The sequence below is a fragment of the Actinophytocola sp. genome, assembly GCF_036555685.1.
In the GTDB taxonomy this organism is placed as follows: domain Bacteria; phylum Actinomycetota; class Actinomycetes; order Mycobacteriales; family Pseudonocardiaceae; genus Actinophytocola.
Map to the genome: position 1 here is coordinate 11,868 of NZ_DATBKY010000179.1, position 26,426 is coordinate 38,293.

Consider the following 26,426-nt stretch of genomic DNA (forward strand, 5'->3'; position numbering starts at 1 on the left):
CAGCATGCTTCGTGAAATGGTGGCAGGCGGCGAACAGAGAGCGACATACAGCGATTGAGTACTAGGGTCGGGTGTCGCTCGAGTCGGCGAAGGGGATCGGTAGCGGTGAGCACGGCGGAGAACAGATCGACCGGCAAGGACGCGCGCCGGGCGAGAAGGCGTCGCCGGAACGTCGCGACGGCGACCGGGACGGCGCTGCTCGTCGCGGCCGCGGTCGCGGGCGAACCGGCGACTGTCGGTGCCGTCGTCGCCGGCAGTGCCGGCGGTGGCCTGTACGGCCTGACCGACCCCGACTCGGTCGGCGCGAACGGCGAGGCCAACCAGGACTCCCGTGTCGGCAACGAGGTGCTCGACAACGCCGGCGACATCGACAAGCTGCGCCAGCTCAGCTCCGGCGACCTGCCGAGCGGTCCGCTGATGATTCCCGGCGCCCTGTTCCAGGCGTACCAGAACGCGGCGCAGATACTCGCCACCGAGATCCCCTCCTGCCGGATCCACTGGTCGCTGCTCGCCAGCATCGGCCGCATCGAGTCGAACCACGCCCGCGGCGGCCAGGTCGACGCGAAGGGCAACACGGTTCCCCACATCCTCGGCCCGGTCCTCAACGGCGGTGGCTTCGCGGCCATCCGCGACACCGACGGTGGCGACCTGGACGACGACCCGCGGTGGGACCGCGCGGTCGGCAACATGCAGTTCATCCCGTCGACGTGGCAGCGCTACGCGGCGGACGGCAACCACGACGGCGTCTCGAGCCCGCACAACATCTACGACGCGAGCCTGGCCGCCGGCCGGTACCTGTGTTCGGGCGGCCTGGACCTGTCGAAGCCGAAGGACCAGGCGGTCGCGGTCTTCCGGTACAACCACTCCGACAGCTACGTCACGACCGTGCTGATCTGGGCGGACGCCTACAAGAACGGGACCCATCCGCTGCCGACGACCCCGGTCAACCCGGCCGAGCTGGCCGCCTTGCGGCCGCCGCTGGCGCCGGGGCACGGCACCGGCGGTTCCGGTGCCGGTGCGCACAAGCCCAAGCCGAAGCCCGGCACGGCCACGTCGTCGGCCAGCAAGCCGCCCTCGAGCAGCTCGGTACCGCCGTCGTCCAGCTCGTCCAGCTCTTCGAGCTCCTCCAGCGCGACCAGCACCCCGCCGTCGTGCGGCACGCCGACGTCGACGACCACCACGACGACCACGCCGCCGCCGACGACGACCTCGACGAACCCGTCGTGCCCGCCGTCGTCGACACCGCCGCCGTCGTCCTCGTCGGCCTCGCAGGACTCGTCGTCGGTGACGCCGACCAGCTCGGCCCCGGCCGGCGCGGCAGGCTCGTCGGTGGTGCCCTCGCCGTGACCCGTCGCGCGGCCGCGGCAATAGGCTCACGGCCATGGCGCGACTAGCTGCGATCGACTGCGGGACGAACTCCATCCGCCTGCTGGTGGCCGACGTCACGAGGCACGACGACGGCACCACGAGCCTTCGCGACGTCCACCGGGAGATGCGCGTCGTCCGCCTGGGCCAGGGGGTCGACGCCACCGGCCGGCTCCACCCCGACGCCATCAAGCGCACCCGGGACGCCCTCGCCGACTACACGACGATCTGCCGGCGCAAGGGCGCCGAGCGCGTGCGCATGGTCGCCACCTCCGCCACCCGCGACGCGAGCAACCGCGACGAGTTCTTCGCCATGACCCGCGACGTGCTCGGCGTCGAGGCCGAGGTGATCTCCGGCGACGAGGAGGCGCGGCTCAGCTTCACCGGCGCGGTCGGCGATCTCGAGCCCGACGACGGGCCGTTCGTCGTGACCGACATCGGCGGCGGGTCCACCGAGGTCGTCGTCGGGACGTGGGACGGGGTGCGGGCCGACGTCATCGGCGCGCGGTCGGTCGACGTCGGCTGCGTGCGGATCACCGAGCGGTGCCTGAAGTCCGACCCGCCGACCGAGGCCGAGATCGCCGCCGCCCGCGAGCTCGCCGACGGCGTGCTCGGGCAGGCGTTCGCGACCGTACCGGTCGACAGGGCACGCACCTGGGTCGGCGTCGCCGGCACGATCACCACGCTGTCGGCCGTCTTCCAGGGCCTCGACGAGTACGACTCGGCGGCGACCCACCTCTCCCGCCTCTCCGACGACGAGCTCGCACGCACCGCGCGGAAGCTGCTCGGCGCCACGCACGACGAGCGCGCCGCGATCGGCTGCATTCATCCCGGCCGCGTCGACGTGATCGGTGGCGGCTCGTTGATAACGCAGGTGCTCGCCGAGCGGTTCGCCGCGGCCGCGGGCATCACGGAACTGCTCGTGAGCGAGCACGACATTCTCGACGGCATAGTGCTTTCCCTTCTCTGAAGCCAAAGCGCACACGGGCGCACTCGCGCCGCATATTCGCCGGCACATCGAATGTGCGACCGGATATGCATTCGAGAAAATGCGGTGAATGTGCCCGATCGGCACTTCTTCGTGACGGCCGCGAATGCGCTTCGAGTCAATTTCGCCGTTAACGTCCTCCCACATTATTGATTCCCGGGAGGAGAGACGGATGCGTGCACCGCGCTGGACGGCGGCGGTGATCCCACTGTCGATCGCGCTCGTCGTCGCCGGCTGTGGCGGCGGGGACGGCGAGAGCGGCGGCGGTGCGGGAGACCCGCAGAAGAACGAGAACACCGAGATCACGGTGTTCGGCACCGAGCCGGAACGCCCGCTCGTACCGGGCGACACCAACGAGTCCGGCGGCAGCAAGATCATCGACGCCCTGTTCACCGGGCTCATGGACTACGACCCGGGCACCGGCGAACCGCGGCTCGCCAACGCGGAGTCGTTCGAGCTGACCAAGCCCAACGAGTACACGGTCAAGCTCAAGAAGGACTGGAAGTTCCACGACGGCACCCCGGTGCTCGCGAAGAACTACGTCGACGCCTGGAACTACACCGCCTACAGCCCCAACGGCCAGCAGCAGGCCAGCTTCTTCGCGCAGATCCAGGGCTTCGACGACGTCTTCACCGAGGACCCCGACCAGGACGGCCCGAAGAAGCCGCCGACACCGCCGAAGAAGACCATGTCCGGCCTGAAGGTGATCGACGACTACACGTTCACCATCACGTTCACCAAGCCGCACGCGATCTTCAAGACGAAGACCGGCTACACGGCCTACATGCCGATGCCCGACGTGTTCTTCACCGACAAGGAGTCCTACCTCGAGCACCCGGTGGGCAACGGCGGCTTCGAGTACGTCGACCGCGTGCCCGACCAGGAGCTGCGCATCCAGCGGTTCGACGGGTACCGGGGTGCCGACAAGCCCAAGATCAACCACGTCAAGTTCCGGTTCATGGACTCCGACGCGGCCTACGTCGACATCAAGGGCAACCAGCTCGACTTCCTGGACACGCTGCCGCCGCAGGCGATCGCCGGCAACGTCTGGCAGCAGGACCTGCCCGGCCGCGCCGACATCGCGGACGTGCTGGCCAACCAGACGATCTCGTTCCCCTTGTACGACAAGAAGTACCAGAGCGTCGACTTCCGGCACGCGGTCTCGATGGCCATCAACCGGCAGGAGGTCATCGACGCGATCTACGAGGGCACCCGCAAGCCCGCCACCGGCTACGGCGTGCCGAAGCTGCCGGGCTGGGAGCCGGGCGCCTGCGGGAAGTGGTGCGAGTACAACCCGGAGGAGGCGAAGAAGCTCTTCGACAAGTCCGGCTGGCAGGGTGGCATCGAGATCACCAGCAACGCCGACGGCGGCCACAAGGAATGGGTCGAGGCGGTGTGCGGGCAGATCGAGAACACCCTCGGCGTCGACTGCACCTTCGTGCCGGTGCAGGAGTTCGGCGAGGTTCGTGAGGCGATCAACGCGCACACGATGACCCAGATCTACCGCTCCGGCTGGCTCGCGGACTACGCGCTGGTGGAGAACTTCCTCAACCCGATCTACCGCACCGGCGGCTCCTCGAACGACAACGGCTACTCCAACCCCGAGGTGGACGCCAAGCTCGAGGCGGCCGACAGCGCGCCGACCGAGGAGGAGGCCTTCGCGCTCTACCACGAGGCCGAGGAGATGATCGCGGAGGACATGCCGTCCGTGCCGCTGTGGAACAACCCGTCGATCTACGCCTGGTCCGACCGGCTCACCCACGTGCGGATGACTCCGAAGCGCGAGCTCGACCTGTCGACGGTCGAGGTCAAGTAGCCGGTACCAACCGACGCTGGCAACCCGGCGAAGGCCGGCCCGCGAGTGGACCCGCGGGCCGGCTGACGCCTGTGACTCCGAGGAGTGCATGTCATGAGTGAGCTTGCGAACGGGTCGATGTCACCGGGTCGCCGCGAGTGGCGGCACCGAGCCTGCGAGGGGTCGTCGTGAGTCGCTACGTCCTACGGCGCCTGCTCCAGCTCGTCCCCGTGTTCATCGGCACCACGTTCCTGATCTACCTGCTCGTGTGGTCGATCCCGGGCAACCCGTTCGCCGGCATGTGCGGCGAGCGGCCATGCCCGGACTCGTTCATCGCGATGATGACCGACAAGTACAACCTCGACGACAGCATCTTCGTCCAATACTTCAAGTACATGGGCAACCTGCTCACCGGCGACTTCGGGGAGACGTTCTCCGGCCTCGACGTCGGCGAGCTGATCTCCCTGCGGTACCCCGTCTCGGTCCGGCTGGCGCTCGTCGCCGTCGCGATCGAGGCCGTCATCGGGCTCGTCGCCGGCATCGTGACCGGGCTGCGCGGGCGCGGGTTCCTCGACAACCTCGTGCTCGTCTCCACGCTGTTCCTGATCGCGCTCCCGACGTTCGTCACCGGCTTCGTCATCCAGATCCTGCTGGGCTTCCAGTGGGAGATCATGACGCCGACGGTGTCGTCCGAGGCGACCTGGTCGGAGCTGATCATTCCCGGCTTCGTCCTCGGCAGCCTGTCGATGGCCTACGTGTCGCGGCTGACGCGGACCTCGATCGCGGAGAACAAGCGGTCCGACTTCATCCGCACCGCGCGCGCGAAAGGGCTGCCGCCGAGCCGGATCACGTGGGTGCACCTGCTGCGCAACTCGCTGATCCCGGTGATCACGTTCCTCGGCACGGACATCGGCACGCTCATGGGCGGCGCGATCGTCACCGAGGGCATCTTCGGCATCAACGGCATCGGCCGCCTCGTCTACGACGGGATCCTCTCCAAGGAGGGCGTCGTCGTCACCGGTGTGGTCGTCCTGCTGGTGCTCGTGTTCCTGGTGGTCAACCTGATCATCGACCTGCTCTACGCCGTACTCGACCCGAGGATCCGCTATGACTGATCCCACCACGGCCGCGGCCGGCACGACCGCGACCCAGGACTCACAGTCCTATGTGGTCGTCCCCGAGCACATCGAGGACGCCGTCAAGACCGGCAGGCCACGCAGCCTCGCCTCGGACGCGTGGCGCGACCTGCGCCGCCGCCCGCTGTTCATCATCGCCGGCGTGGTGATCCTGCTGCTGGTGGTAGTGGCGGTGTTCCCCGGCTGGTTCACCTCGGCTGACCCCAACCTCAAGGACCTCGCCCACACCCGCGAACCACCGTCGGCCGACGCGTGGTTCGGCTACGACCTGCAGGGCCGCGACGTGTACGCCCGCGTCATCTACGGCACCCGCTGGTCGCTGCTCGTCGGCGTCGGCGCGGCGGTGCTGACCGTGCTGCTCGGCAGCGTGCTCGGCATCCTCGCCGGGTTCGCCGGCGGGTGGGTCGACGGGCTGCTGTCCCGCGTCGGCGAGATCTTCTTCGGGCTGCCGTTCGTGCTCGGCGCGATCGTCATCCTCACGCTGTTCCGCAACGCCGGGGTCGGCGGCGCGGTGCCGATCGTCGGGGTCGTGGTGCTCTCGCTCGCGGTGCTGTCGTGGCCGGTCGCCATGCGGATCATGCGGTCGGCGGCGATCGCGGCGAAGCAGCAGGACTACGTGAAGGCCGCCCGGGCACTCGGCGCGCGGCCGGCCCGGATCGTGTTCCGCCACCTGCTCCCGAACTGCCTCGCCCCGGTGCTCGTCTACGCGACCATCGCGCTCGGCGCGTTCATCGGGGCCGAGGCGACCCTGTCGTTCCTCGGCATCGGCCTGCGCGACCCGGCCGTGTCGTGGGGGGTGATGATCGCCGACTCGCGCAACTTCGTCCGGGTGGCGCCGCACATGCTGCTGTTCCCGGCGGGGTTCCTGACCGTGACCGTGCTGGCCTTCGTGATGCTCGGCGACGCCGTGCGCGAGGCACTGGACCCGAAACTGAGGTGAGATCGATGACGATGAGTTCCGGGGAGGCGGGACTGCTGTCGGAGCCGCCCCTGCTCGAGGTCGACGGGCTGTTCGTCGAGTTCCGCACCCGCGACGGGGTCGCGCGGGTGCTCAACGGTGTCAGCTACACCGTCGACGCGGGGGAGACGCTGGCCGTGCTCGGCGAGTCCGGGTCCGGCAAGAGCGTCACCGCCCAGGCGATCATGGGGATCCTGGACGTGCCGCCCGCCGTGGTGACCGGCGGCGAGATCCGCTACCGCGGCGAGAACCTGCTCGCGGCGAGCGAGGAGCGGCGCACCGAGGTCCGCGCCCAGGGGATCGCGATGATCTTCCAGGACGCGCTGTCCGCGCTGAACCCCGTGTTCACCGTGGGCTTCCAGATCGAGGAGCAGCTGCGGGTGCGGCTCGGCATGACCCGCAAGGAGGCGCGCGCCCGCGCGGTGGAGCTGCTCGACCTGGTGCGCATCCCCCACGCGACGCGGCGGGTGCGCCAGTACCCGCACGAGTTCTCCGGCGGCATGCGCCAGCGCGCGATGATCGCGATGTCGCTCGCGCTCGACCCGGACGTGCTGATCGCCGACGAGCCGACCACCGCGCTCGACGTCACCGTGCAGGCCCAGATCATGGACCTGCTCGCCGAGATCCAGGCCGAGCGGCGGATGGGGCTGATCCTCATCACGCACGACCTGGGCGTGGTCGCCGAGGTCGCGGACCGCATCTCGGTCATGTACGCCGGCCGGATCGTGGAGCACGCCGACGCGCCGTCGCTCTACCGCCGGCCGGGCCATCCGTACACGGCGGCGTTGATGGATTCGCTCCCGCGGCTCGACCTGAAAGGAGCAGAACTGAACACGATCAAGGGATTACCGCCCAGTTTGCTCAACATTCCTCCCGGTTGCCCCTTCCATCCGAGGTGTCTGATGGCGCAGGATCTGTGCCGCACGGACGTGCCGACGGGGCACCGGCTCGGTCTCGGGCGAACTAGCGCGTGTCATTTCGCGGAGGAGCTGGTGCGCAGTGTCTGAGTCACTGGCCACCGAACCGATCCTCCAAGTCCGTGACCTGGTCAAACACTTCCCCGTGCGGGTCGGCGTCCTGTTCAAGCACACGATCGGCCACGTCCGCGCGGTCGACGGCGTGTCGTTCGACCTGCACCGCGGCGAGACGCTGGGCGTGGTCGGCGAGTCCGGCTGCGGAAAGTCCACACTCGCCCAGGTGCTGATGCGCCTCGAGCCGCCGACCAGCGGTTCCGCGCGGTTCCAGGGCCGGGACATGTTCGCCATGCGCGGGGCCGAGCTGCGCAGGCTGCGGCGGAGCATCCAAATTGTGCTGCAGGATCCGTACACGTCGCTGAATCCCCGGATGACGGTCGGCGACATTGTCGGCGAGCCGTTCGAAATTCACCCGGAAGTGGCACCAAAAGGTTCACGATCGGCGAAGGTGCGCGACCTGCTGGACGTGGTCGGGCTCAATCCCGAGCACCTCAACAGGTACCCGCACCAGTTCTCCGGCGGGCAGCGCCAGCGCATCGGCATCGCCCGCGCGCTCGCGCTGCGCCCGGACGTGATCATCTGCGACGAACCGGTCTCCGCGCTGGACGTGTCGATCCAGGCGCAGGTGATGAACCTGCTGGCGGAACTGCAGTCCGACTTCGGACTGTCCTATGTGTTCATCGCGCACGATCTCTCCGTGGTGCGCCACCTGTCCGACCGGGTGGCGGTCATGTACCTCGGCAAGATCGCCGAGATCGGCACCGAGGACGAGATCTACGACCACCCCACGCATCCCTACACCCAGGCGTTGCTCTCCGCGGTCCCGGTGGCCGATCCCACCGTGCGCGGGCAGCGCCAGGTCATCCGCCTGGAAGGTGACGTGCCGAGCCCGGTCGATCCACCGTCCGGGTGCCGGTTCCGCACGAGGTGCTGGAAGGCGCAGGAGATCTGTGCCGAATCCGAACCGGAGCTGGCGACGCGCGGAGCGGGGCATCCCAGCGCGTGCCACTTCGCTGAGGAAAGATCAGTCGTGCCCTAACAAGGGCAGTCGGGGCGGTAGCAATAGCGAGGAGGAGTTGCGTGAAACGCAAGACATGGACGGCATTGCTGGCGGTACCGGTGTGCGCCGGGCTGTCGGTCGTGGCGATGCCGAATGCCGCCGCGCAGCCGGAGCTGTCCGGCAAGACGGTCGAGTTCAGCGTGCTCGCCCGGGACGGGGTCTCGGTGAAGACGGCGGAAGCCGCGGTCAAGGCGGCCGGCGGCAAGGTCGAGCGCAGCAACGCGGCGGTCGGTCTCATCACCGCGTCCGCGCCCGAGAACGGCTTCACCCAGCGGCTCGCGTCGTCGCCCGACGTGCTGCTCGCGAGCAAGGTCCGCACGATCGGCCACAGCCCCAGGACCGACAAGCGGGCCGTCAAGGAAGCGGCGGCCGAGCACGGCAAGTCGCGCAAGAGCTCCGCGCGCGCCGCGGTGGGCATGGACCCGCTCGACGGCCAGCTGTGGGGCCTGAACATGGTGCGCTCGAACCTCTCGCGCACCGTGCAGCCCGGTGACAAGCGGGTCAAGGTCGGCGTTCTCGACACCGGTGTGGACGGCAACCACCCCGACATCAAGCCGAACTTCGACCTCGCGGACTCCCGCAACTTCACGCACGACATCCCGACCGACGAGCTCGGCCAGGTCGTCGACGGCCCGTGCGAGTTCCGCGGCTGCGTCGACCCGGCGGACTGGGACGACGGCGGGCACGGCACGCACGTGGCCGGCACCATCGCCGCCGCCGCCAACGGCTTCGGCGTCTCCGGTGTCGCGCCGAACGTGACGATCGTGAACATCCGTGGTGGCCAGGACTCCGGCTTCTTCTTCCTGCAGCCGGTCGTCGACGCGCTCACCTACGCCGGTGACGCGGGGATCGACGTGGTCAACATGTCGTTCTTCGTGGACCCGTGGCTGTACAACTGCCAGAACAACCCGGCCGACTCGCCGGAGGAGCAGGCCCAGCAGCGGACGATCGTCACCGCGGTGACCCGCGCGCTGAACTACGCGCACCGCCACGGTGTCAGCAACGTCGTGTCGCTGGGCAACCAGCACGAGAACACCGCGCAGCCGCAGCCGGACGCCACCAGCCCGGACTTCCCGGACGGCACCGCCAAGACGCGGACCATCGACCGGTCGACCTGCGCCGTCATGCCGATCGGCGGCCCGCACGTCATCGGCGTCTCCGCGCTCGGCCCGTCGGGCGCCAAGGCGGACTACTCGAGCTACGGCCTCGACCTGATCTCGGTGTCCGCGCCGGGCGGGTGGTTCCGTGACTACTTCGGCACCCCGCAGTTCCGCACCAACGAGAACCAGATCCTCTCGACGTACCCGAAGAACGTGGGCATCGACGAGGGCAACATCGACGCGGCCGGCAACATCACGCCGCAGGGTCAGGCGCTCGGGGTGCAGAAGGCGTGCAAGGCCAACGGCGAGTGCGGGTACTACCAGTTCCTGCAGGGCACCTCGATGGCCGCGCCGCACGCGTCCGGCGTGTCCGCGCTGATCGTGAGCGAGTTCGGCAAGTTCAAGGGCGGCAACGCCACGATGAACCCGGACAAGGTGCAGCGCGTGCTCGAGGGCACCGCGTTCGCGACCCCGTGCCCGATCCCGCGCACGGTCGACTACCTCGACGAGGGCCGCGACGCCTCCTACACGGCGACCTGTGAGGGCGGCACGCAGTTCAACGGCTTCTACGGCAACGGCATCGTGGACGCCTGGGCGGCCGTGACGCAGGGCAAGAAGTTCCTCAAGTAAGCAAGTCCTGAGCCGAGCGCCCCGGGCCGTGCGGCCCGGGGCGCTCGCTTTGTGCACACTGTGGACGGCCGGTGTGGACAGCCCGCGTGCTCAGGCCGGCTTCCACTGTGGACGTGTCCGGTCGGGTGGGCCATGTGGGTGAGCCCGAATGGCGGGCACGATAGCGACGATCGGCGGGTAGCTCGCGAACCGGACACGACGGAGCATAGTGACTTAGTGTCAGTACGCGACCGCGACGCGCGATCATCACCGGGCCCGGGAGGTCGGCCGATGCCCCGCACCATGTACGACTCGGTCACGCCGAGCGCCATCCCGAGGGGTGCGCGGATGGTGGCCGGGTACCTGCCGCCGAGCCGGTACGCCTGGTCAAAGGCCGAATGGGCGATGTTCCCGAACGCGGTCAAGGTGCGCATCGCGATCTTCGCCTCGGTCAACGACGGGCACGTGCTCGACGTCGAGCCCGGCGACGCCACGCCCGCGCAGGCGCCCGGCTGGGTGGTGATGCGCCGCCGCGCCGGGGTGGACCCGAGCGTCTACTGCAACGCCAGCACCTGGCCGACCGTGCGCGCCGAGTTCCGCCGGCGGGGGATCCGCGAGCCGCACTACTGGATCGCCAAGTACGACAACGTGGCCCGGCTGCCGGCCGGCGCCGTCGCGAAGCAGTACGCCAACCCGCCGCTGCACGGCCGCGGGCACTTCGACCTGTCGATCGTGGCCAACCACTGGCCCGGCGTCGATAAGGAGGACGACATGCAACCGAGCGACCCGGCCAGCGACCCCGGCGGCGGCCGGTGGGGCCACGTGTGGCTCAACACCAACATGCTGGTCAACAACCGCTCGTTCGGGCTGGCCGCACTGGGCCGCAAGATCGACGCCCTCGCCGCGGTCGCCGCCGCCGGCCGGGAGATGGCGCCGGACGAGCTCAACGCGCTCATCGACGAGTCGGTCGCCAAGCACACCCCGACCGAGGCCGACGTCGTGGCCGAGCACCGAGCCATCCTGGAGGAGATCGTCCGCGACGTCGCCCCGGACCAGGCCGACGCGATCATCGCCAAGCTGGACGACCGCCTGGGCAACTGACGCTCAGCGGTTCGACGCGGAGGCGATGAACTCCGCCAGGTCCCGGGACTGCCGCACGCGCGATGGCTCATGCACGTACATCATGTGGCCCGCCTCGTAGTAGGCCGTCGAGATGTTCTCGCGCAGCTCGGCCGGGATGTTGAGGTGTGCGAGCACGTGCTCCGACGCGTAGTAGGGCGTCGCGCCGTCCAGGTAGCCGAAGGCCACGTGCACCTTCAGGTGCGGGTTCGCGCGCATGGCGCCCGACAGCTTGTCGGTGACCGTCACGTGGGCGTTCTCGAACTCCTTGTACGACCAGGTCTCGTTCACGCCCATCGAGAGCACCTCGTACGGCAGGTCGTTCGGGTAGTCCAGCTCCGCGTGCAGGTAGTGGTTCAGCGCGGCCGCGTACGCTCCCATGACCGCCGAGCTCGACGGGTCGTCGTCGAAGTGCTCGCGGCCGTAGTCCGGCGCCCAGCCGGTGAACCGCGCGTCCAGGCGGCCGACCGTCAACCGCTTGTGCCGCAACAGTTCGGTGAAGAACCGGACGTGCTCGATGCGCAGGTCCACCCGGTCGACGTAGTCCTCGGACAGCCCGGTGAGGGCCGCCAGCCGGGACACCGCGTCCGCACGCTCCTCAGTGGACAGACGGTTGCCGCGGGACAGTGCCCACGGGTAGTCGCGCGCCGCGAACTCCTCGGCCTCGGACAGCACCTCCTCGAGCGGCCGGTCGCCGTGCAGGCCGTGATAGTGGGCGATCGCCGCGTAGGTCGGCAGGAAGAGCACGTACGGCACGTCGTTGCCGACGGTGAAGTCGAGCGTGGCGAAGTCCAGCACGGCCGAGATCAGGATCAGGCCGTTGAGGTACATGCCGTACCGGGTCTGCAGGTGGTGCGCGAGCCCGCCCGCGCGCGTCGTGCCGTAGGACTCGCCGGCGACGAACTTCGGCGACATCCACCGGTCGTTGCGCGACGTCCACAGGCGGATGACCTCCGCGACGGACTCGATGTCGCCCTGGAAACCGTGGTAGTCGCCAGGCTTCTCGCCCTTGACCGCGCGCGAGTACCCGGTCGACACCGGATCGATGAACACCAGGTCGCTGTGCGCGAGCAGCGTCTCGGCGTTGTCGGCGAGCTCGTAGGGCGGCGGCGCGATGTCGCCGACGTCGCCGGAGACGACCCGGCGCGGGCCGAGCAGCCCTAGATGCAGCCACACGCTCGACGACCCCGGCCCGCCGTTGAACGCGAACGTCACCGGGCGCTTGCCCGGGTCGGCACCGTCCAGTGTGTACGCGGTGAGGAACACCTCGGCCTTGGGCTGGTAGCCGTCGAACTTCCCGTCGGTGACGATCTCCTTGCGGAGCACGACGCGGCCGGCGGTGGCCGTGTAGTTGAGCTTGCGGCGCTTGACCGTGAGCGAGTGGGAGGTCGTGACGAGGTCGTCGGCGGGCTCGGCCGGCTTCTCCTCGGTGGTCGTCTCGGGCGCCGCGTCTGTCATGATCCGCACCCTACGTGGTGGCTTCGGCGTGGCGCCAAGGACAATCGTGCCGTGTCCGCCCTCGACGACCTCCACGACCTCGGCGTACTCGACCGGCAGGTGAGCGAGTGCCGTGCCTGCCCGCGGCTGGTGGCGTGGCGCGAGGAGGTGGCCCGCGTCAAGCGGGCGGCGTTCGCGGACGAGACCTACTGGGGCCGCCCGGTGCCCGGCTTCGGCCCGCCGGACGCGCCGATCGCGATCGTGGGCCTCGCGCCCGCCGCGCATGGCGCGAACCGGACGGGCCGGATGTTCACCGGTGACCGGTCGGGTGACGTGCTGTACGCCGCCCTGCACGCGGTTGGCCTGGCCTCACAGCCGACCTCCACGCACATCGGCGACGGCCTGGAGCTGTACGGGGTGCGCATCACCGCCCCGGTGCGCTGCGCGCCGCCGGCGAACAAGCCGACCCCGCAGGAGCGCGACAACTGCCGCCCGTGGCTCGCGAAGGAGCTGTCGCTGCTGCCGGTGCGGGTGATCGTCGTGCTGGGCGCGTTCGGCTGGCAGGCGCTGCTGCCGGTGCTGTCGGCCGCGGGCTGGTCCGTGCCCACGCCGCGCCCCCGCTTCGGGCACGGCGCGCAGGTCACGCTCGCCGCGCCGCGGCAGCAGGACCGGCCGCTGCACCTGCTGGGCTGCTACCACGTGAGCCAGCAGAACACGTTCACCGGCAAGCTCACCCCGGCCATGGTCGAGGCGGTCCTCACCCGGGCCAAGGACCTGGCCGGCCTCGGCGGATGACCAGGTGCTTGGTACGAACGGGCGACAGGGAACCGGATAGGTGCACATAACGTGCACAATCTCCCGCAGCGGCAGATATCGACTGGATAAATTCTCTTCACTTTGCGTGGCCGTAGGGCATGCTCCCGGGACATGAGGAGCTCCCGGATTGCCGCGCTCTGTGCGGTCGCGGCGTTGCTCCTGTTCGCGGTGGTGTCCGCGCGAGGGAAGTCGGCCGTGCCGGGGCACCTGCGGGACGTGCCGCTCGAGCGGGGGACCGGTGGCGGCGTCTCCGGCGGCGGGGTGGCGCCCGACGAGAACGCCTTCAAGGTCGACATCGTCGACGAGCTGCAGCTGGTGCAGACCTCGTTCGTCGTCGGGGCGATGATCCTGCTGCTGATCGCCTTCGCGTTGTTCGTGCGGCGGTTGCAGCAGCTGCGCAAGCGCAAGCTCCGCCTGGGCGTGGGCGTGCAGATCGAGGAGGAGGAGGTCGGCGCGCTCGAGTCCTCGCTGCCGATGCGGCTGCGCAGGGCGGCCGCGCAGGCCCGCACCGAGCTCGCCGCCCGCGCCGGCGGGCCACCGGGCGACGCGGTCATCGCTGCGTGGCTGCGGCTGGAGGAGGCGGCCGAGCGGGAGGGCGCGGGCCGCGAGCCGCACCAGACGGCCACCGAGTTCACCGCCGCGCTGCTCGAGCGCCACACCACCAGCGAGCCGGCCCTGGACGAGCTGCGCGAGCTCTACCAGCGCGCCCGCTTCGGCCCGCCGGACGAGGTCACCGAGACCGACGCGGACGCCGCGGTCGCCGCGCTCGACCGCATCCTCGTCGCCCTCGGCGAGCCCGCGGTCGCGACCACGGCGGTAGCCGAGACATGAGCCCAGAGACATGAGCCCCGTCCGCGCCATCCTGCTCGCCGCCCTCGCCGGCGTGGCGGTCCAGCTCACCGCGATGAAGGCCATGGACACGCCCTTCTGGTGGGCTCTGCTCGTCGCGCTCCCGATCGCCACGGTCGTGCTGCTCACCGCACTCTTCGTCGGCGCCTTCGACCAGGACTGGACCCCCGAGCCGGACCTGCCGATCGCGAGCGTCTGCCTGCACGCCACCCAGCTCTCCGACCGGCTCGGCCAGGCCGCGACCGATCCCTACCGCTTCACCTCGCGGGTCCAGCCGCGGCTGCGCCGGCTCGCGCTGACGACGCTGCGCCGCGACCCGGACACCGCCGACATCGCCGACCTGCACGATCCGCGGGCCCGCGAGAAGCTCGGCCCCGCGCTGCACGACCTGCTCACCGCACAGAGTGCGCGCCTGCCCAAGCCCGATGAGTTCGCCGCGATGGTGCGGCATCTGGAGGAACGATGAGCTCACCGTCCACAGCGGACCAGGTGACGAACCTGCCCGGTCCCGAGGAGATCCGCCGGGACGCGGGCGCGGTGCTCGACGCAGTCGCTTCGGTGGTCGTCGGCCGGGAGCGGTCCGTGCGGCTGGCGATGGCCGGCGTGCTCGCCGGCGGCCACGTCATGTTCGAGGACGTCCCCGGGCTCGGCAAGACGCTGATGGCCCGCGCCCTCGCCCAGTCGCTGGGCCTGGAGTTCCGCCGCGTGCAGTGCACCCCGGACCTGCAACCGGCCGACATCACCGGCTCGTTCATCTACGACCCGGCCGAGCGGGACTTCAGCTTCCGCCAGGGCCCGGTCTTCGCCGGCCTGCTGCTCGCCGACGAGATCAACCGCACGCCGCCGAAGACGCAGGCCGCCCTGCTCGAGGCCATGCAGGAACGCCAGGTCACCGTGGAGGGCCGGACGTTCCCGCTGGCCCGGCCGTTCCACGTGCTGGCCACGGCGAACCCCATCGAGTACGAGGGCACCTACCCCCTCCCCGAGGCCCAGCTCGACCGCTTCCTGCTCCGCCTGGACATCGGCTACCCACCGCCGGAGGAGGAGGCCGAGGTCCTGCGCCGCCGGGTCGCGCGGCGCCAGGAGGAGGTCGTGCTCGACCCGGTCATCGACGCGCAGCGGCTCGCCGCGCTGCAGGCCGGCCTGGAACGGGTCGACATCGACGACGACGTGCTGCGCTACTGCGTGGACCTCGCGAACGCGACCCGCGGCCACCGCTCGGTCGAGATCGGCGCGTCACCGCGTGGCTCGCAGGCGCTGCTGCTGGTCTCCCGCGCGCTGGCGGTGCTCGCCGGCCGGGACTTCGTGGTGCCCGAGGACATCAAGGAGTGCGCGGTGCCGGCACTCGCGCACCGCCTCACGATGCGCGCGGAGACCTGGAGCACGGGCGTCACCGCCGAGCAGGTGGTGAACGAGATGCTCGGTGCCGTGCCCACACCGAGCAGCACCCGTCCGGTCCGTCGGTGAGCAGCCCCGAGCAGGTCGCCGCCGACATCAAGGGCGGTGCGGACCACGGGCTCGGCCACCGGGCCCGCCGCTGGTTCCTCGGCCGGCGGTTCGTCCGCACGCTCGGCTGGCGGCGCACCGACGCGCTGACCCGGGCGGTGGCGTGCGGGTTCGGGCTCGCCGTGTTCGGCGTCGTGCTGCACCGGCTGGAGCTGCTGCTCGTCGGAGCTCCGCTGCTGGTCAGCGCGCTGCTCGTGACCCCGCCGTCCGGGCGGCCGAAGGTCCGCGCGGTGCAGCTGCTGGACACCGTCGAGGCCGGGCGCACCAACGACGTCACCGTGCTGATGGAACCGGGACAGGGTGCGGTGTTCGCCGGGCTGCGGATGCCGGTGGCGTCCCGGTCCGGGGTCGGGCCGGTGCACCTGCTGCCCGCGGTCGACGGCCGGATCCACGCGCAGATCCGGTGGAGCACCTGGGGCCAGTCGGACTACCTGCGCCCGGATCACCTGTTCGCGAGCCACGACGGGCTCTACGTGTTCGGCCCGATCGTGGGCCGCACGGCCAGCCACACCGTGCTGCCGCCGATCGAGCCGCTGCCCGCCGCGCCGCTCCTGCCGCGCGCGGCCGGCCTGGTCGGCGCGCACCGCTCCGCCCGCCCCGGCGACGGCATGGAGCTGCGCGACATCCGGCCGTTCCAGATGGGCGACCGGCTGCGCCGCGTCGACTGGCCGATCTCGCTGCGGTCCGCTGCGGCGAGCGGCGGCGCGCTCGTGCCGAGCACGTTGCACGTCCGCGAGCGGCACGCCGAGTCCGACGCCGACCTCGTGCTCGCGCTCGACACCACGCTCGACGTCGGCCCGGAGATCGCCGACTGGTCCGAGATGGCTAAGGGCGCCGAGGCCCGTCGCGGCGGCAGCCTCGACACGGGCGTGCGCGCGGTGTGCGCGCTCGCCGCGGCGTTCCTGCGCCAGGGCGACCGGGTCGGCGTGATCGACCTCGGCCACCCGCGCGGCGGCGCCCGGGTCGGCACGGGACCGCGGCAGCTGCAGCGGATCCGGCACTCGCTGGTGCTCGCCGCGCAGCGGGTGTCCGGCGCGGGCGAGCCGGTGCTGCGGGCGTCGCAGTACCCGTCGGGCGCCACGATCGTGGTGCTCTCGCCGTTCCTCGACGACAAGCTCGTCGACCTGACCGTGCGGGCCGCACGGCGGGGGAACGTGGTGGTGGCCGTGGACCTGCTGCCGGCGAAGCTGGTGCCGGACAAGGAGACCGCGTGGGGCGAGGCGGTGCGCGGCATCATCGTGGCCGAGCAGAAGATCCGGCTCGCGGTGCTGGCCGAGCACGGCGTGCCGGTGGCGCGGTGGGACGACGGGACCGCGGTCGGCACGCTGCTGCGGGCCTCGCGCCGGCGGCCGAGGGTGGTCCGGTGAGCCGCGCGGCGGCGGTCGACGTGCCCCGGCTGGGGCGCGGCGTGCCCGCCTGGACGCTGCGCGCGGCGGTGCTGGTGGCGGGCGCGCTCGTGATCGCCATCCCGTCGACCGAGGGCGCGATGTGGGGCGGGCTGTTCATCCTCACGCCGACGATTCTCGCGTCGGTGTACGCGCCCGCCTCGCCCGCGCCGATCGCGGTCGTCATCGGCGCCGGCGTGCTGGTGGCGCTGACCGGCGACGACCCGCTGCGGCCGACCGTGCTGGCGATGATCCCCACGGTGCACCTGTTCCACGTCTGCTGCGGGCTCGCCGGGCTCATCCCGGTACGGGGCCGGGTGCACCCGCGCGCGTTCGCGCGGCCGGCCCTGCGGTTCGTGGTGGTCCAGGCCATTGTGTTCGCGTTCGTCGGCGTGGCCGCGCTGCAGCCGGTGACCCGGATCCCGGCCGGGATCGAGATCACGGCGCTGGCCGGCCTGCTGGTGATCGCGCTGATCGTGCTGCTGTGGCACCGGCAGTCGAAGCGGCAGGCGGACGAGTAGGGCCGCGACGACTCTCACACCTCACGGGCGGGCATCGGAAAGGTAAAGGTGCCACCATGGACTCATGGGGAGAGGAAAGTCCGCACGGGCAAGGATCTTGATACTCGGCGGCGGTTACGTCGGGTTGTACACCGCGCTCGGCCTGCAGCGGAAGCTGCGTGGCGGCGAGGCCTCCGTCACCGTCGTCGACCCGCAGCCGCACATGACCTACCAGCCGTTCCTGCCGGAGGCGGCGGCGGGCGCGATCGAGCCGCGGCACGTGGTGGTGCCGCTGCGCCGCGCGCTCAAGCGCTGCCACGTGCTGACCGCGCGGGTCACGAAGATCTCCCACGGCGAGAAGAAGGTCACGGTCGAGGCGCCGGACGGGCACGTCGAGGACATCGAGTACGACGTGCTCGTCGTCGCGCTCGGCTCGGTGGCGCGGCTCATGCCGATCCCCGGCCTGGCCGAGCAGGGCATCTCGTTCAAGACCATCGGCGAGGCGATCTACCTGCGCAACCACGTGATGTCCAAGCTGGATGCCGCGAGCAGCACGGTCGAGGAGGAGCTGCGCCGCAAGCTGCTGACGTTCACGTTCGTCGGCGGCGGGTTCGCCGGCATCGAGGCGCTGGCCGAACTCGAGGACATGGCCCGCTACGCCACGCGGTACTACGAGAACATCGAGCCGTCGGACCTGCGCTGGGTGCTCGTCGAGGCGGCCGGGCGGATCCTGCCCGAGGTGCGGGAGAGCCTGGGCGTCTACACGGTCCTGCAGCTGGAGCGGCGCGGCATCGAGGTCTATCTGTCCACTCTGGCCAAGTCGTTCGAGGGCGGGCACGTGATCCTCTCCGACGGCACGGAGTTCGACAGCGACACGATCGTGTGGACCGCCGGTGTGAAGGCCAACCCGGTGCTCGCGAGCTCGGACCTGCCGATCGACGACCGCGGCCGGGTGCGGGCCGAGGCGACGTTGCAGGTGGACGGTGTGGCCGACGCGTGGACCGCGGGCGACAACGCCGCGGTGCCGGACCTGTCCCGCATCGAGGAGGACCCGGCCGCGCTGTGCGCGCCGAACGCGCAACACGCGGTGCGCCAGGCCAACCGGATGGCCAACAACATCGTCGCGGTGCTGCGCGGCCGCGAGCCGAAGCCCTACCGGCACCGCAACGTCGGCTCGGTCGCGAGCCTGGGACTCCACAAGGGAGTCGCGGACGTCTACAACGTCAAGGCCAAGGGCTTCGTCGCCTGGGCCATGCACCGCGGCTACCACGTCGCGCGGGTGCCCACGTTCAACCGGAAATTCCGTGTGGTAGCCGACTGGTTACTGAGTGGACTGTTGCGACGCGAGGTCATCTCCATGGGACAGATCAACAATCCGCGAGCCGAGTTCGACCGCGTGTCCCGGGCGGCCTGACCGGCTGTTATTTCAGATGCGAGCCGGTGTTGCCCCGGCCAGCCTTACCATGCCTTCTCGTGGTACAGCTAAATGGCGTATCCGGGGTTGGGCCAGCGGACCCAAGTTCCGGACAACGCGTCCGTAGCCTGGTGATCACGGCCTAGGCTGCGGCTGCCCCCGTAGCCCAACTGGCAGAGGCAGCCCCCTTAAAAGGGGTGGAGTGCCGGTTCGAATCCGGTCGGGGGCACGGCGACGAGCACATTTCCTCGCCTTCCCGCCGCGACTGTTCGCAATTGTTGTACCACTCAGCGTCGCGCCTTTCCGTACCGGGGTTCGTGCCGACCGCGGCCTGGAAGTTACTGTAAATCGCGGTAACATGTTCGACCATGACGCGTCAGCCGATCGAGATAGCGTTCGAGCGGCGGGGTGAGGGCGACCCGCTGGTCCTGCTGCACGGCATCGGTCACCGCTGGCAGGCGTGGGAGCCGGTGCTGGACCGGCTGGCCGCGGCCCACGACGTGATCGCCGTCGACCTGCCCGGTTTCGGCCGCTCGCCGCTGCTGCCCGAGGGGCGCGGCTACGACATGCGAAACGCCGTCGAGGCATGCGCGGACATCTTCGCGGACCTGGGCCTGGACCGGCCGCACGTGGCGGGGAACTCGCTGGGCGGCGTACTCGGCCTGGAGCTCGCCTCGCGCGGACTGGTCTCGTCCGCGACCGCGCTGGCGCCGGCCGGTTTCTGGACGCCGCGGGACCGGGCGTGGGCGCTCTGGATCCTGCGGATGATCCGCCTGTCCGGCCGGCTGCCCGGCGGCACGCGGCTGCTGAGGTGGCGGTACTTCCGGCTGGTCGCGGGCAGCGTGCTGTACGGCCACCCGTCGCGGATGACGGCCGAGATCATGCTCGCGGATTTGGCCTCGATGGTCGGCTCGCCGGCGTTCGACCTGGTCGCCGCGGCCGGGCGGGAGTACACGTACGCGGCGTCCGCGCCCGCCGTGCCGGTGACCGTGGCGTGGGGGACCCGCGACCGGATCCTGTGGCCGCGCCAGGCCCGGCGGGCGGCTGAGCTGCTGCCGCGGGCCCGGCACGTGTGGCTGCACCGCTGCGGGCACGTCCCCATGGTCGACGAACCGGAGCAGGTGGCCGCGCTCATCCTCGAGACCTGCGCGGCGTCGGCCGCCGAGGCGGCTTGACCGCGCGCCGGGCCGAGGTTGGAGAATCGGCCGCATGGAAGATCGCCTGCGAGCCATGCTGAGCGGCGCCCACCGGGGCACGCTGTCGACCATCAAGCGGGACGGCCACCCGCAGCTGTCCAACGTCCTCTACGTCCTCACCGACGACATAATTCGCATCTCGACGACCGCGAAGACGGCCAAGATCGCGAACATGCGCCGCGACCCGCGGGTGAGCCTGCTCGTCGCGCCGGAGTTCTGGAGCTTCGTCGTGGCCGAGGGCCGGGCCGAGCTGTCGCCGGTCGCGCAGGACCCGCACGACGCGACGGTCGAGGAGCTGGTCGACGTCTACCGCGGCGCGTCAGGGAGCGAGCACCCCGACTGGGACGAGTACCGGCGGGCCATGGTCGACGAGGGTCGCCTCGTCGTCCGCATCCCGGTCGACCGGGTCTACGGCCACATCTAACGTTTCGCGGGCTGGGAGCGGCGCGCCCGCTGGGGCGGGACGCGCCTGCCGTTCCCCCTCCCGGGGGGCTTGCCGCCGGTGTCGGACTCGGCCTGGCCGCCGGACGCGGCCGGTTTCTCGGCCGGTTCGGTCGCCGGGACCGTCGGCGGCTCCCCGGCGGGCCCTGACGATGACGCGGCCGATGACGCGGCCGATGACGTCGCCGATGACGCGGCCGGCGGCTCGACCGCCGCCATCACCTTCGTCGCCGGGTTGACCGCGGGCATGCGGAGCTGGGTCGGCGGATCCACCGGCGGCTCGGACGGCCCCGGGGTGTGCTCGGCCGGCGGGTCCGGCATGGGGAGGGGGTTCGCCTTCGCCACCTCCTCCTCGGACGCGTCCGGCTTGAGCAGGTCGACGCTGCGGGCCAGCAGCTCCTGCGTGCCGCGCAGCCGCTCCGACAGCTGCGTCCGCACCTCGGTCAGCCGCGTGACCTGCTCCTTCACCGTGGAGATGCGGCGTTCCGCCTCCTCGTCCGCCGCGCGCAGCTTCGCCTCGACGTCCGACATGACCGACTCGCGCCGCTGGGTCAGCTCCCGCTCGAGCGACGCGCGCTTGGCGTTCATCGACTCGGAGAACTCCCGGTCGATGCGCACCCGGTCGCGCTCGGCGGCCGCGTCCAGCTCGCGGCGGCGGCGCTCGGCGACGGTGGTCAGCTCCTCCGCCTGCGTGCGGGCCGCGTTGATGATCGACTCGTGCATGGCGTGGATCTCCGCGTGCTGGGCGTCCAGCTCGGCGAGCATCTTGCGGTATTTCTCCCGCAGCTCGCTCGACGCCTTCTCCGCCACGGCCCACGAGTCCTCGGCCGCGGCCTTCGCTCGCGAGGTGATCTCCTCGGCCTGCGCCTTCGCGACCTGCACCAGCCGTTCGGAGCTGTCGCCGCTGTCCGAGTCGGGTGTGCCGATCGCGTCGAGCCGTTCGGACAGCGCGGCGACCTCGCGGCGCGCGATCTCCAGCTCACCCTGCAGCTCGGCGACCTGCTGGCGCGCCTCGGCGATGTCGGCGTCGGCACGCAGTGCCCGCTCGTTCAGCTCGCGCACGTGCGCCTTGACCTGGTTGCGGTCGAAACCGTGGCGAGTCACGGTGAAGCTGACTTCCGGCACGGAGGGGTCATCCACCATGACGTGACCGTACCGGCCCTGACGCCGACCGCAACAGGATCAAAGGTCTTTGTCTACAATGGACAGACGTCACGGCAGGTCGTAGGCGGTCGGGTGGCGCGGCTCGTAGAGGCCCATGGACCCGGCGCCGGGCACGTCGAACGAGGTCAGGCGGCCCCAGCCCTGGTCGGAGACCTCGCTGGTGAACCGCACGCCCTTGGCCTCGAGCTCGGCCACCGTCTTGTCGATGTCGTCGCACATCAGGTACAGCTCGTGCTTCGGCACCTCGCCCGCCGGGTGCACGGCCACCTCGGCGGGCGGCGAGCGGAAGATCAGCCAGCCGCCCCCGGCGTCCACATTGGACAAGCCGAGGACGTCGCGGAGGAAGGTCCGCGCGGCGTCCGGGTCGGTGGCGTAGAGAATCGTGTGCGCGCCGGTGATCACCAGTGGAAACCCCTTGTCAGCCGGGCAAGGGCGATGGCCGCGGCACCCAGGTGCCGGTCGCCCTTGCCGATCTTGATGCGGCCGGAGCCCCCGGCCGCGGTGGAGTCGGGGAAGATCCGGTAGCCCTGGTACGCGATCGCGTCGACCAGCCCCGGGGCGACCGAGTACGCGGCCGAGATGGCCCGGCCGGTCGGCGTGCCGATGTGCTTGGGCCGCTTGACCAGGGCGTCCAGCACCATGTCCGCCGCCTGCTCGGGCGACTTCGTGGGGAACGCGTCGTAGATCTTGGTCGGCCGGATCATCGGCGTGCGGACCAGCGGCATGTGCACCGTGGTGAACGTGATGCCGGCGCCGTGGGTCTCGGTGGCGACGATCTTGGAGAAGTAGTCCAGCGCCGCCTTGGACGCCACGTACGCGGAGAACCGCGGCGCGATGCCCTGCACGCCGATCGACGACACGTTCACGATGTGCCCGAACCGCCGCTCGATCATGTGCGGCAGCAGGGCGAGGATCAGCCGGACCGCGCCGAAGTAGTTGATGGCCATCGCGCGCTCGTAGTCGTGCATGCGGTCGTAGGACAGCTGCACGGACCGGCGGATCGACCGCCCGGCGTTGTTGACCAGCATGTCGATGCCCGGCTGCTCGCCCAGCATCTGCTCGACGGTCTTCGCCACCGACTCGTCGTCGGTCAGGTCGCACGGGTAGACGTACGCCTGCCCGCCCGCCGCCGCGATCTCGGCCTGGACCTCCTCGAGCTCCGGCTGCCGGCGCGCGACCAGCAGCGGGACCCCGCCCGCCTCGGCCACCTTCAGCGCGGTGGCCCGGCCGATGCCCGACGACGCGCCGGTGATCACCACGCGCCGGCCGTCGAGCTCGCCGCGCTGGCCGTGGCGGCGCGCGCGGAACGGGTCGAGGTGCTCGCGCCAGTACCGCCACAGCACATCGGCGTAGTTCTCCAGCGGCGGCACGTCGACGCCGGTCCCGGCCAGCTCCCTGCGGGTCTCGGTGGAGTCGAACACCGGGTTGAACGTCAGCGTGGAAAGCAGCACCGGCGGGATGCCGAGCCGGTCCAGCACCGCGTCGCGGGCGATGGTCACGCCCGGCACGTGCTCGGCCATCCTGACCAGGCCGATCAGCGGGCTGGACAGCCGCCGGTCGAGCTCGGCGGTCGCGACCGGGGCGCCGGCCGCGCGGGCGAACGCGTTGTAGACGCTGCGCGCGGCCTGCGGCTCGGGGTTGACCAGGTGGAACGCGCGCCCGTCGAGGCCCGGCTTGGTGACCAGCGCCGCCATCGCCTTCGCCACATAGTCGACCGGCACGATGTTGGTGTCCCCGATGTCCGGGAAGACCAGCGGCACGCTCGGCACGGAGCTCAGCCGGGACAGCGCGGCGAAGAAGTAGTACGGGCCGTCGATCTTGTCCATCTCGCCGGTCTCCGAGCTGCCGACGACGATCGCCGGCCGGTACACCCGCCACGGCACGAGGTCCTGCGTGCGGACGAGCCGCTCGGACTCGAACTTCGTCCGGTGGTAGGCGGTGACCAGGCGCTGGCCCGCGTCGAACATCTCCTCGGTGAACCTGCCGCGGTAGTCCCCCGCGACCGCGACCGACGAGACGTGGTGCAGGCAGCCGGCGCGGATCGCGGCGGCGAGCTCGATGACGTGCCTGGTGCCGTCGACGTTCGCGGCGATGCTGGCGTCGTCGTCGGCGGCGATGTCGTACAGGGCGGCCAGGTGCACGAGGTGCTCGACCTCGCCGGTGAGCTCGGCGAGCGCGTCCTCGCGGACGCCGAGTCCGGACTCGCGCACGTCGCCGAGCACCGGCCGGATCTTCTCGACGTTCGGCCAGTCGCGGGCGGCCGCGGCCAGCTTGTCCTGGGAGCGCTCGCGGACGAGCAGCCAGACCCGCTCGGTGTCCGGCCGCGCGAGCAGCTCGGCGACGAAGTGCCTGCCGATCAGGCCGGTCGCCCCGGTAACCAGGTAGGTCGCCATCGCCTCGTCCCTTCAGCTGGGGTTGCTGCCGGTGGACAGCATTCCACCGCCGGCGGGCGCTCGCCTCACCCGGCGCGGGTCAGGTGATCTGCGCCTCTTTGCGAAAACGGGATGAACGCGCGGGCCGCGGCGGCGATCATGGCGGGATGGTGTGGGACGGGGTGGGTGGCGGCCGGCTCGGCTGGGCGGAGCTGCCCGACACGGTGCGCGAGTCGATCGAGGTCGCGCTGGGCTCGGCGGTCGTCGACGCGGCCAGCCAGCCGGGCGGGTTCTCGCCCGGGCTCGCGGCGCGGCTGCGGCTCGCGGACGGCAGGCGGGTGTTCGCGAAGGCCGGCAGCGCGACGAACAGCCCGCACGTGGTGGGGTTCCACCGGCGCGAGGCCGGCATCGCGGGGCGGCTGCCCGCGCACGTCGCGGCGCCGCGGCTGCTCTGGAGCGGCGGTGGGGACGACTGGGCCGCGCTGGTGTTCGCCGACGTCGACGGGCACCCACCGCCGCTGCCGTGGCGCGCGGCGGACTGGACGCGCGTGCACGACGCCGTCGTCAGGCTCGCCCGCGACCTCACGCCGAGCCCGGTGGAGCTGCCGCCGGTCGGCGCCGACCCGGACTCGTTCTCCGGCTGGCGCTCGCTCGCGGCCGACCCCGCGCTCGCCACGGAGCTCGACCCGTGGGTGTCCGGGAACCTCGACCGCCTGGCCACGCTGGAGGCCGGCTGGCCCGCGGCGGCCGCCGGCGAAACGTTGGTGCACGGCGATCTCCGGGCGGACAACATCCTGCTGACCGCCGACCGCGTGCTGTTCGTCGACTGGCCGCACGCGGCGGTCGGCGCGCCCTGGTTCGACCTGCTCGGCATGCTGCCGAGCGTGGCCATGCAGGGCGGCCCGGCGCCGGCGGACGTCTGGCGCGACTCACCGCTCGCGGCCGGCGCGGACCCGGACGCGGTCGACTCCGTGCTGGCCGCCGTGGCCGGGTTCTTCCTGCACTCGTCGCTGCTGCCCGCGCCGCCGGGCCTGCCGACCCTGCGGCGGTTCCAGCGGCTGCAGGGCGAGCCCGCGCTCGACTGGCTGCGGTCGCGGCTTACGTGACGTGCGCGTTGGGCATCGTGCGGAACGTGTCCAGCACCTCGGGGTCCTGCAGCTTCATCCACCGGATGACCTGTGAGTAGGTCGTGCAGACGGTGTGCTCGCGGACGCAGACCTCGCCCATGAACCGCTCGGTGGCCGCGCTGAACGCGCCGCCGGACCAGTCGTTGAAGTGCGTGGCGATGGTCAGCGGCGCGCGGTTCGTGTTCAGCGCCGCCTGGTACGCGGCGCGGTAGGCGTCCAGCGTGACCTCGGTGAACTCCTTGTCCCGGGACGGGTCCTCGCGCGCGCCGTTGAGCGCGTACCAGAGGTTGTAGTCGGCCAGGACGACCTTGCGGCCCAGCGCCGGCACCTTGACCACCGGCACGGCGAACTCCCAGATGCCGTCCCGCAGCCGGGGCCAGGCGATGCCGGCGGAGGTGAGGCTGGAGTCGTAGGTCATGTCGTGCTCGGTCAGCGCGGGGGCCAGGCGGGCGAATTTCGCCTCCTGACACGGGGCGCGCCCGCCCTTGATCTCGTTCGCGTCCAGCTGCAGGCCGTGGGTCACGCCGTCCTGCACGAAGCGGAAGAACTGGTCGAGCTCGGAGTTCCAGTCCGCGGTGGTCCACTGCTTGCCGCCCGGCTCGTTGCCGGTGCAGAAGTGGCCGTTGTAGTGGGTGCCGATCTCGTGCCCGCGCTCGAGCGCGTCGTTGAGGTCGGCGATGCGGGTGTCGACCTCCTGCTCCGAGCCGCCGAAGCTGATCGCCGCGTGGCCGGGCTGGTGGCCGGGGCCGGTGTAGGCGCCGCGGCGGGAGTCGGGGAGCAGGTAGACGCCGGAGAGGAAGCCGGTGACGTGCGCGTGGACCTTGTCCGCGATCGGCAGGATGCGCCGCCAGTGGTCGTGCGAGCCGGCGCCGTCGAAGGAGAACAGGACGAACTGGGGCGGCTTCTCGCCGGGCTCCAGCTTGCGCATCCACGAGGGTGCCTCGGCGCCGTCTGCGCCGTCGGCGTCCTTCGCGGACGGGTTCAGCGTGCCAAGGGCCACCAGGACCGCGAACGTCAGCGCCAGAGCGACGCCGGTGACGATCGGTCCCCAGCGACGCGTCATGACACCTCCCGACTCTGCTGTTCACTCTGCTGCTTTCCGTAGAAGGCTAGGG

At 71.1% G+C, this 26,426-nt stretch carries 24 protein-coding genes and 1 tRNA gene; 20 read left to right on the plus strand and 5 right to left on the minus strand.

Annotated features, from left to right (window positions below; genetic code table 11):
• The first annotated feature begins 105 nt into the window (after nucleotides 1–105).
• From VH969_RS17075 to VH969_RS17115, 9 genes are all read left to right on the plus strand, one after another.
• Nucleotides 106–1,347: a lytic transglycosylase domain-containing protein gene (locus VH969_RS17075; protein WP_331975252.1), complete on the plus strand. Its 1,242-nt coding sequence runs from the start codon at nucleotides 106–108 to the stop codon at nucleotides 1,345–1,347.
• A 34-nt stretch (nucleotides 1,348–1,381) separates the two neighbouring features.
• Nucleotides 1,382–2,335: a Ppx/GppA phosphatase family protein gene (locus tag VH969_RS17080; RefSeq protein WP_331975254.1), complete on the plus strand. Its 954-nt coding sequence runs from the start codon at nucleotides 1,382–1,384 to the stop codon at nucleotides 2,333–2,335.
• 190 nt (nucleotides 2,336–2,525) lie between these two features.
• Nucleotides 2,526–4,169 (plus strand): peptide ABC transporter substrate-binding protein, encoded by a 1,644-nt coding sequence (locus tag VH969_RS17085; RefSeq protein WP_331975256.1) that lies wholly within the window; start codon nucleotides 2,526–2,528, stop codon nucleotides 4,167–4,169.
• 167 nt (nucleotides 4,170–4,336) lie between these two features.
• Complete coding sequence (locus VH969_RS17090; RefSeq protein WP_331975258.1) at nucleotides 4,337–5,263, plus strand: ABC transporter permease; 927 nt, start codon at nucleotides 4,337–4,339, stop codon at nucleotides 5,261–5,263.
• Nucleotides 5,256–6,224, plus strand: coding sequence for an ABC transporter permease (locus VH969_RS17095; protein WP_331975260.1), 969 nt, complete (start codon nucleotides 5,256–5,258; stop codon nucleotides 6,222–6,224). Before VH969_RS17090 ends, VH969_RS17095 begins: the two co-directional genes overlap by 8 nt.
• Before the next feature lie 5 nt (nucleotides 6,225–6,229).
• Entirely contained in the window at nucleotides 6,230–7,249 is a 1,020-nt protein-coding gene (locus VH969_RS17100; protein ID WP_331975263.1) for an ABC transporter ATP-binding protein, read from the plus strand.
• Nucleotides 7,242–8,255 (plus strand): ABC transporter ATP-binding protein, encoded by a 1,014-nt coding sequence (locus tag VH969_RS17105; protein ID WP_331975265.1) that lies wholly within the window; start codon nucleotides 7,242–7,244, stop codon nucleotides 8,253–8,255. The genes VH969_RS17100 and VH969_RS17105 overlap by 8 nt, the downstream gene beginning before the upstream one ends.
• 107 nt (nucleotides 8,256–8,362) lie before the next feature.
• Nucleotides 8,363–10,006: a S8 family peptidase gene (locus tag VH969_RS17110; protein ID WP_331975315.1), complete on the plus strand. Its 1,644-nt coding sequence runs from the start codon at nucleotides 8,363–8,365 to the stop codon at nucleotides 10,004–10,006.
• 270 nt (nucleotides 10,007–10,276) lie between these two features.
• A complete protein-coding gene (locus VH969_RS17115; protein WP_331975267.1) occupies nucleotides 10,277–11,086 on the plus strand; it encodes a hypothetical protein in 810 nt (269 codons plus the stop codon).
• 3 nt (nucleotides 11,087–11,089) lie between these two features.
• Here the strand turns inward: VH969_RS17115 and VH969_RS17120 are convergent, their stop codons facing one another.
• Nucleotides 11,090–12,562: a S10 family peptidase gene (locus VH969_RS17120; RefSeq protein ID WP_331975269.1), complete on the minus strand. Its 1,473-nt coding sequence runs from the start codon at nucleotides 12,560–12,562 to the stop codon at nucleotides 11,090–11,092.
• Nucleotides 12,563–12,613: 51 nt separating this feature from the next.
• Here VH969_RS17120 and VH969_RS17125 point away from each other — a divergent pair, with 51 nt between their 5' ends.
• From VH969_RS17125 to VH969_RS17170, 10 genes are all read left to right on the plus strand, one after another.
• Nucleotides 12,614–13,336, plus strand: coding sequence for a uracil-DNA glycosylase (locus tag VH969_RS17125; protein WP_331975271.1), 723 nt, complete (start codon nucleotides 12,614–12,616; stop codon nucleotides 13,334–13,336).
• Between the two features lie 132 nt (nucleotides 13,337–13,468).
• On the plus strand, nucleotides 13,469–14,188 hold the full coding sequence (locus tag VH969_RS17130) for a DUF4129 domain-containing protein (RefSeq protein WP_331975273.1): 720 nt from the start codon (nucleotides 13,469–13,471) through the stop codon (nucleotides 14,186–14,188).
• Between the two features lie 10 nt (nucleotides 14,189–14,198).
• Nucleotides 14,199–14,672 carry a hypothetical protein gene (locus tag VH969_RS17135; protein ID WP_331975275.1) on the plus strand — a complete coding sequence of 158 codons (474 nt, stop codon included), beginning with the start codon at nucleotides 14,199–14,201 and terminating at the stop codon, nucleotides 14,670–14,672.
• A complete protein-coding gene (locus VH969_RS17140) occupies nucleotides 14,669–15,673 on the plus strand; it encodes an AAA family ATPase (RefSeq protein WP_331975277.1) in 1,005 nt (334 codons plus the stop codon). Before VH969_RS17135 ends, VH969_RS17140 begins: the two co-directional genes overlap by 4 nt.
• Nucleotides 15,670–17,079 (plus strand): DUF58 domain-containing protein, encoded by a 1,410-nt coding sequence (locus VH969_RS17145; RefSeq protein WP_331975279.1) that lies wholly within the window; start codon nucleotides 15,670–15,672, stop codon nucleotides 17,077–17,079. The genes VH969_RS17140 and VH969_RS17145 overlap by 4 nt, the downstream gene beginning before the upstream one ends.
• Nucleotides 17,076–17,618 (plus strand): hypothetical protein, encoded by a 543-nt coding sequence (locus tag VH969_RS17150; RefSeq protein WP_331975281.1) that lies wholly within the window; start codon nucleotides 17,076–17,078, stop codon nucleotides 17,616–17,618. The genes VH969_RS17145 and VH969_RS17150 overlap by 4 nt, the downstream gene beginning before the upstream one ends.
• Before the next feature lie 64 nt (nucleotides 17,619–17,682).
• The gene (locus VH969_RS17155) at nucleotides 17,683–19,011 is read left to right on the plus strand and encodes an NAD(P)/FAD-dependent oxidoreductase (RefSeq protein ID WP_331975283.1); all 1,329 of its coding nucleotides are present in this window, start codon (nucleotides 17,683–17,685) and stop codon (nucleotides 19,009–19,011) included.
• Between the two features lie 155 nt (nucleotides 19,012–19,166).
• Nucleotides 19,167–19,240, plus strand: a tRNA-Leu gene (locus tag VH969_RS17160).
• Between the two features lie 139 nt (nucleotides 19,241–19,379).
• The gene (locus tag VH969_RS17165) at nucleotides 19,380–20,186 is read left to right on the plus strand and encodes an alpha/beta fold hydrolase (protein ID WP_331975285.1); all 807 of its coding nucleotides are present in this window, start codon (nucleotides 19,380–19,382) and stop codon (nucleotides 20,184–20,186) included.
• 34 nt (nucleotides 20,187–20,220) lie between these two features.
• The gene (locus VH969_RS17170; RefSeq protein ID WP_331975287.1) at nucleotides 20,221–20,631 is read left to right on the plus strand and encodes a PPOX class F420-dependent oxidoreductase; all 411 of its coding nucleotides are present in this window, start codon (nucleotides 20,221–20,223) and stop codon (nucleotides 20,629–20,631) included.
• On the opposite strand, the gene VH969_RS17175 is transcribed toward VH969_RS17170, so the two are convergent.
• From VH969_RS17175 to VH969_RS17185, 3 genes are all read right to left on the minus strand, one after another.
• Nucleotides 20,628–21,791 (minus strand): coiled-coil domain-containing protein, encoded by a 1,164-nt coding sequence (locus tag VH969_RS17175; protein ID WP_331975289.1) that lies wholly within the window; start codon nucleotides 21,789–21,791, stop codon nucleotides 20,628–20,630. The genes VH969_RS17170 and VH969_RS17175 overlap by 4 nt on opposite strands.
• Nucleotides 21,792–21,860: 69 nt before the next feature.
• The gene (locus VH969_RS17180) at nucleotides 21,861–22,214 is read right to left on the minus strand and encodes a VOC family protein (protein WP_331975291.1); all 354 of its coding nucleotides are present in this window, start codon (nucleotides 22,212–22,214) and stop codon (nucleotides 21,861–21,863) included.
• Nucleotides 22,211–24,205 (minus strand): SDR family oxidoreductase, encoded by a 1,995-nt coding sequence (locus VH969_RS17185; protein ID WP_331975293.1) that lies wholly within the window; start codon nucleotides 24,203–24,205, stop codon nucleotides 22,211–22,213. The genes VH969_RS17180 and VH969_RS17185 overlap by 4 nt, the downstream gene beginning before the upstream one ends.
• A gap of 146 nt (nucleotides 24,206–24,351) precedes the next feature.
• Between VH969_RS17185 and VH969_RS17190 the strand changes: the two genes are divergently transcribed.
• Complete coding sequence (locus tag VH969_RS17190; protein WP_331975295.1) at nucleotides 24,352–25,290, plus strand: phosphotransferase; 939 nt, start codon at nucleotides 24,352–24,354, stop codon at nucleotides 25,288–25,290.
• On the opposite strand, the gene VH969_RS17195 is transcribed toward VH969_RS17190, so the two are convergent.
• A complete protein-coding gene (locus VH969_RS17195) occupies nucleotides 25,283–26,374 on the minus strand; it encodes a polysaccharide deacetylase family protein (protein ID WP_331975297.1) in 1,092 nt (363 codons plus the stop codon). The two genes, VH969_RS17190 and VH969_RS17195, sit on opposite strands and share 8 nt — an antisense overlap.
• Nucleotides 26,375–26,426 lie beyond the last annotated feature (52 nt).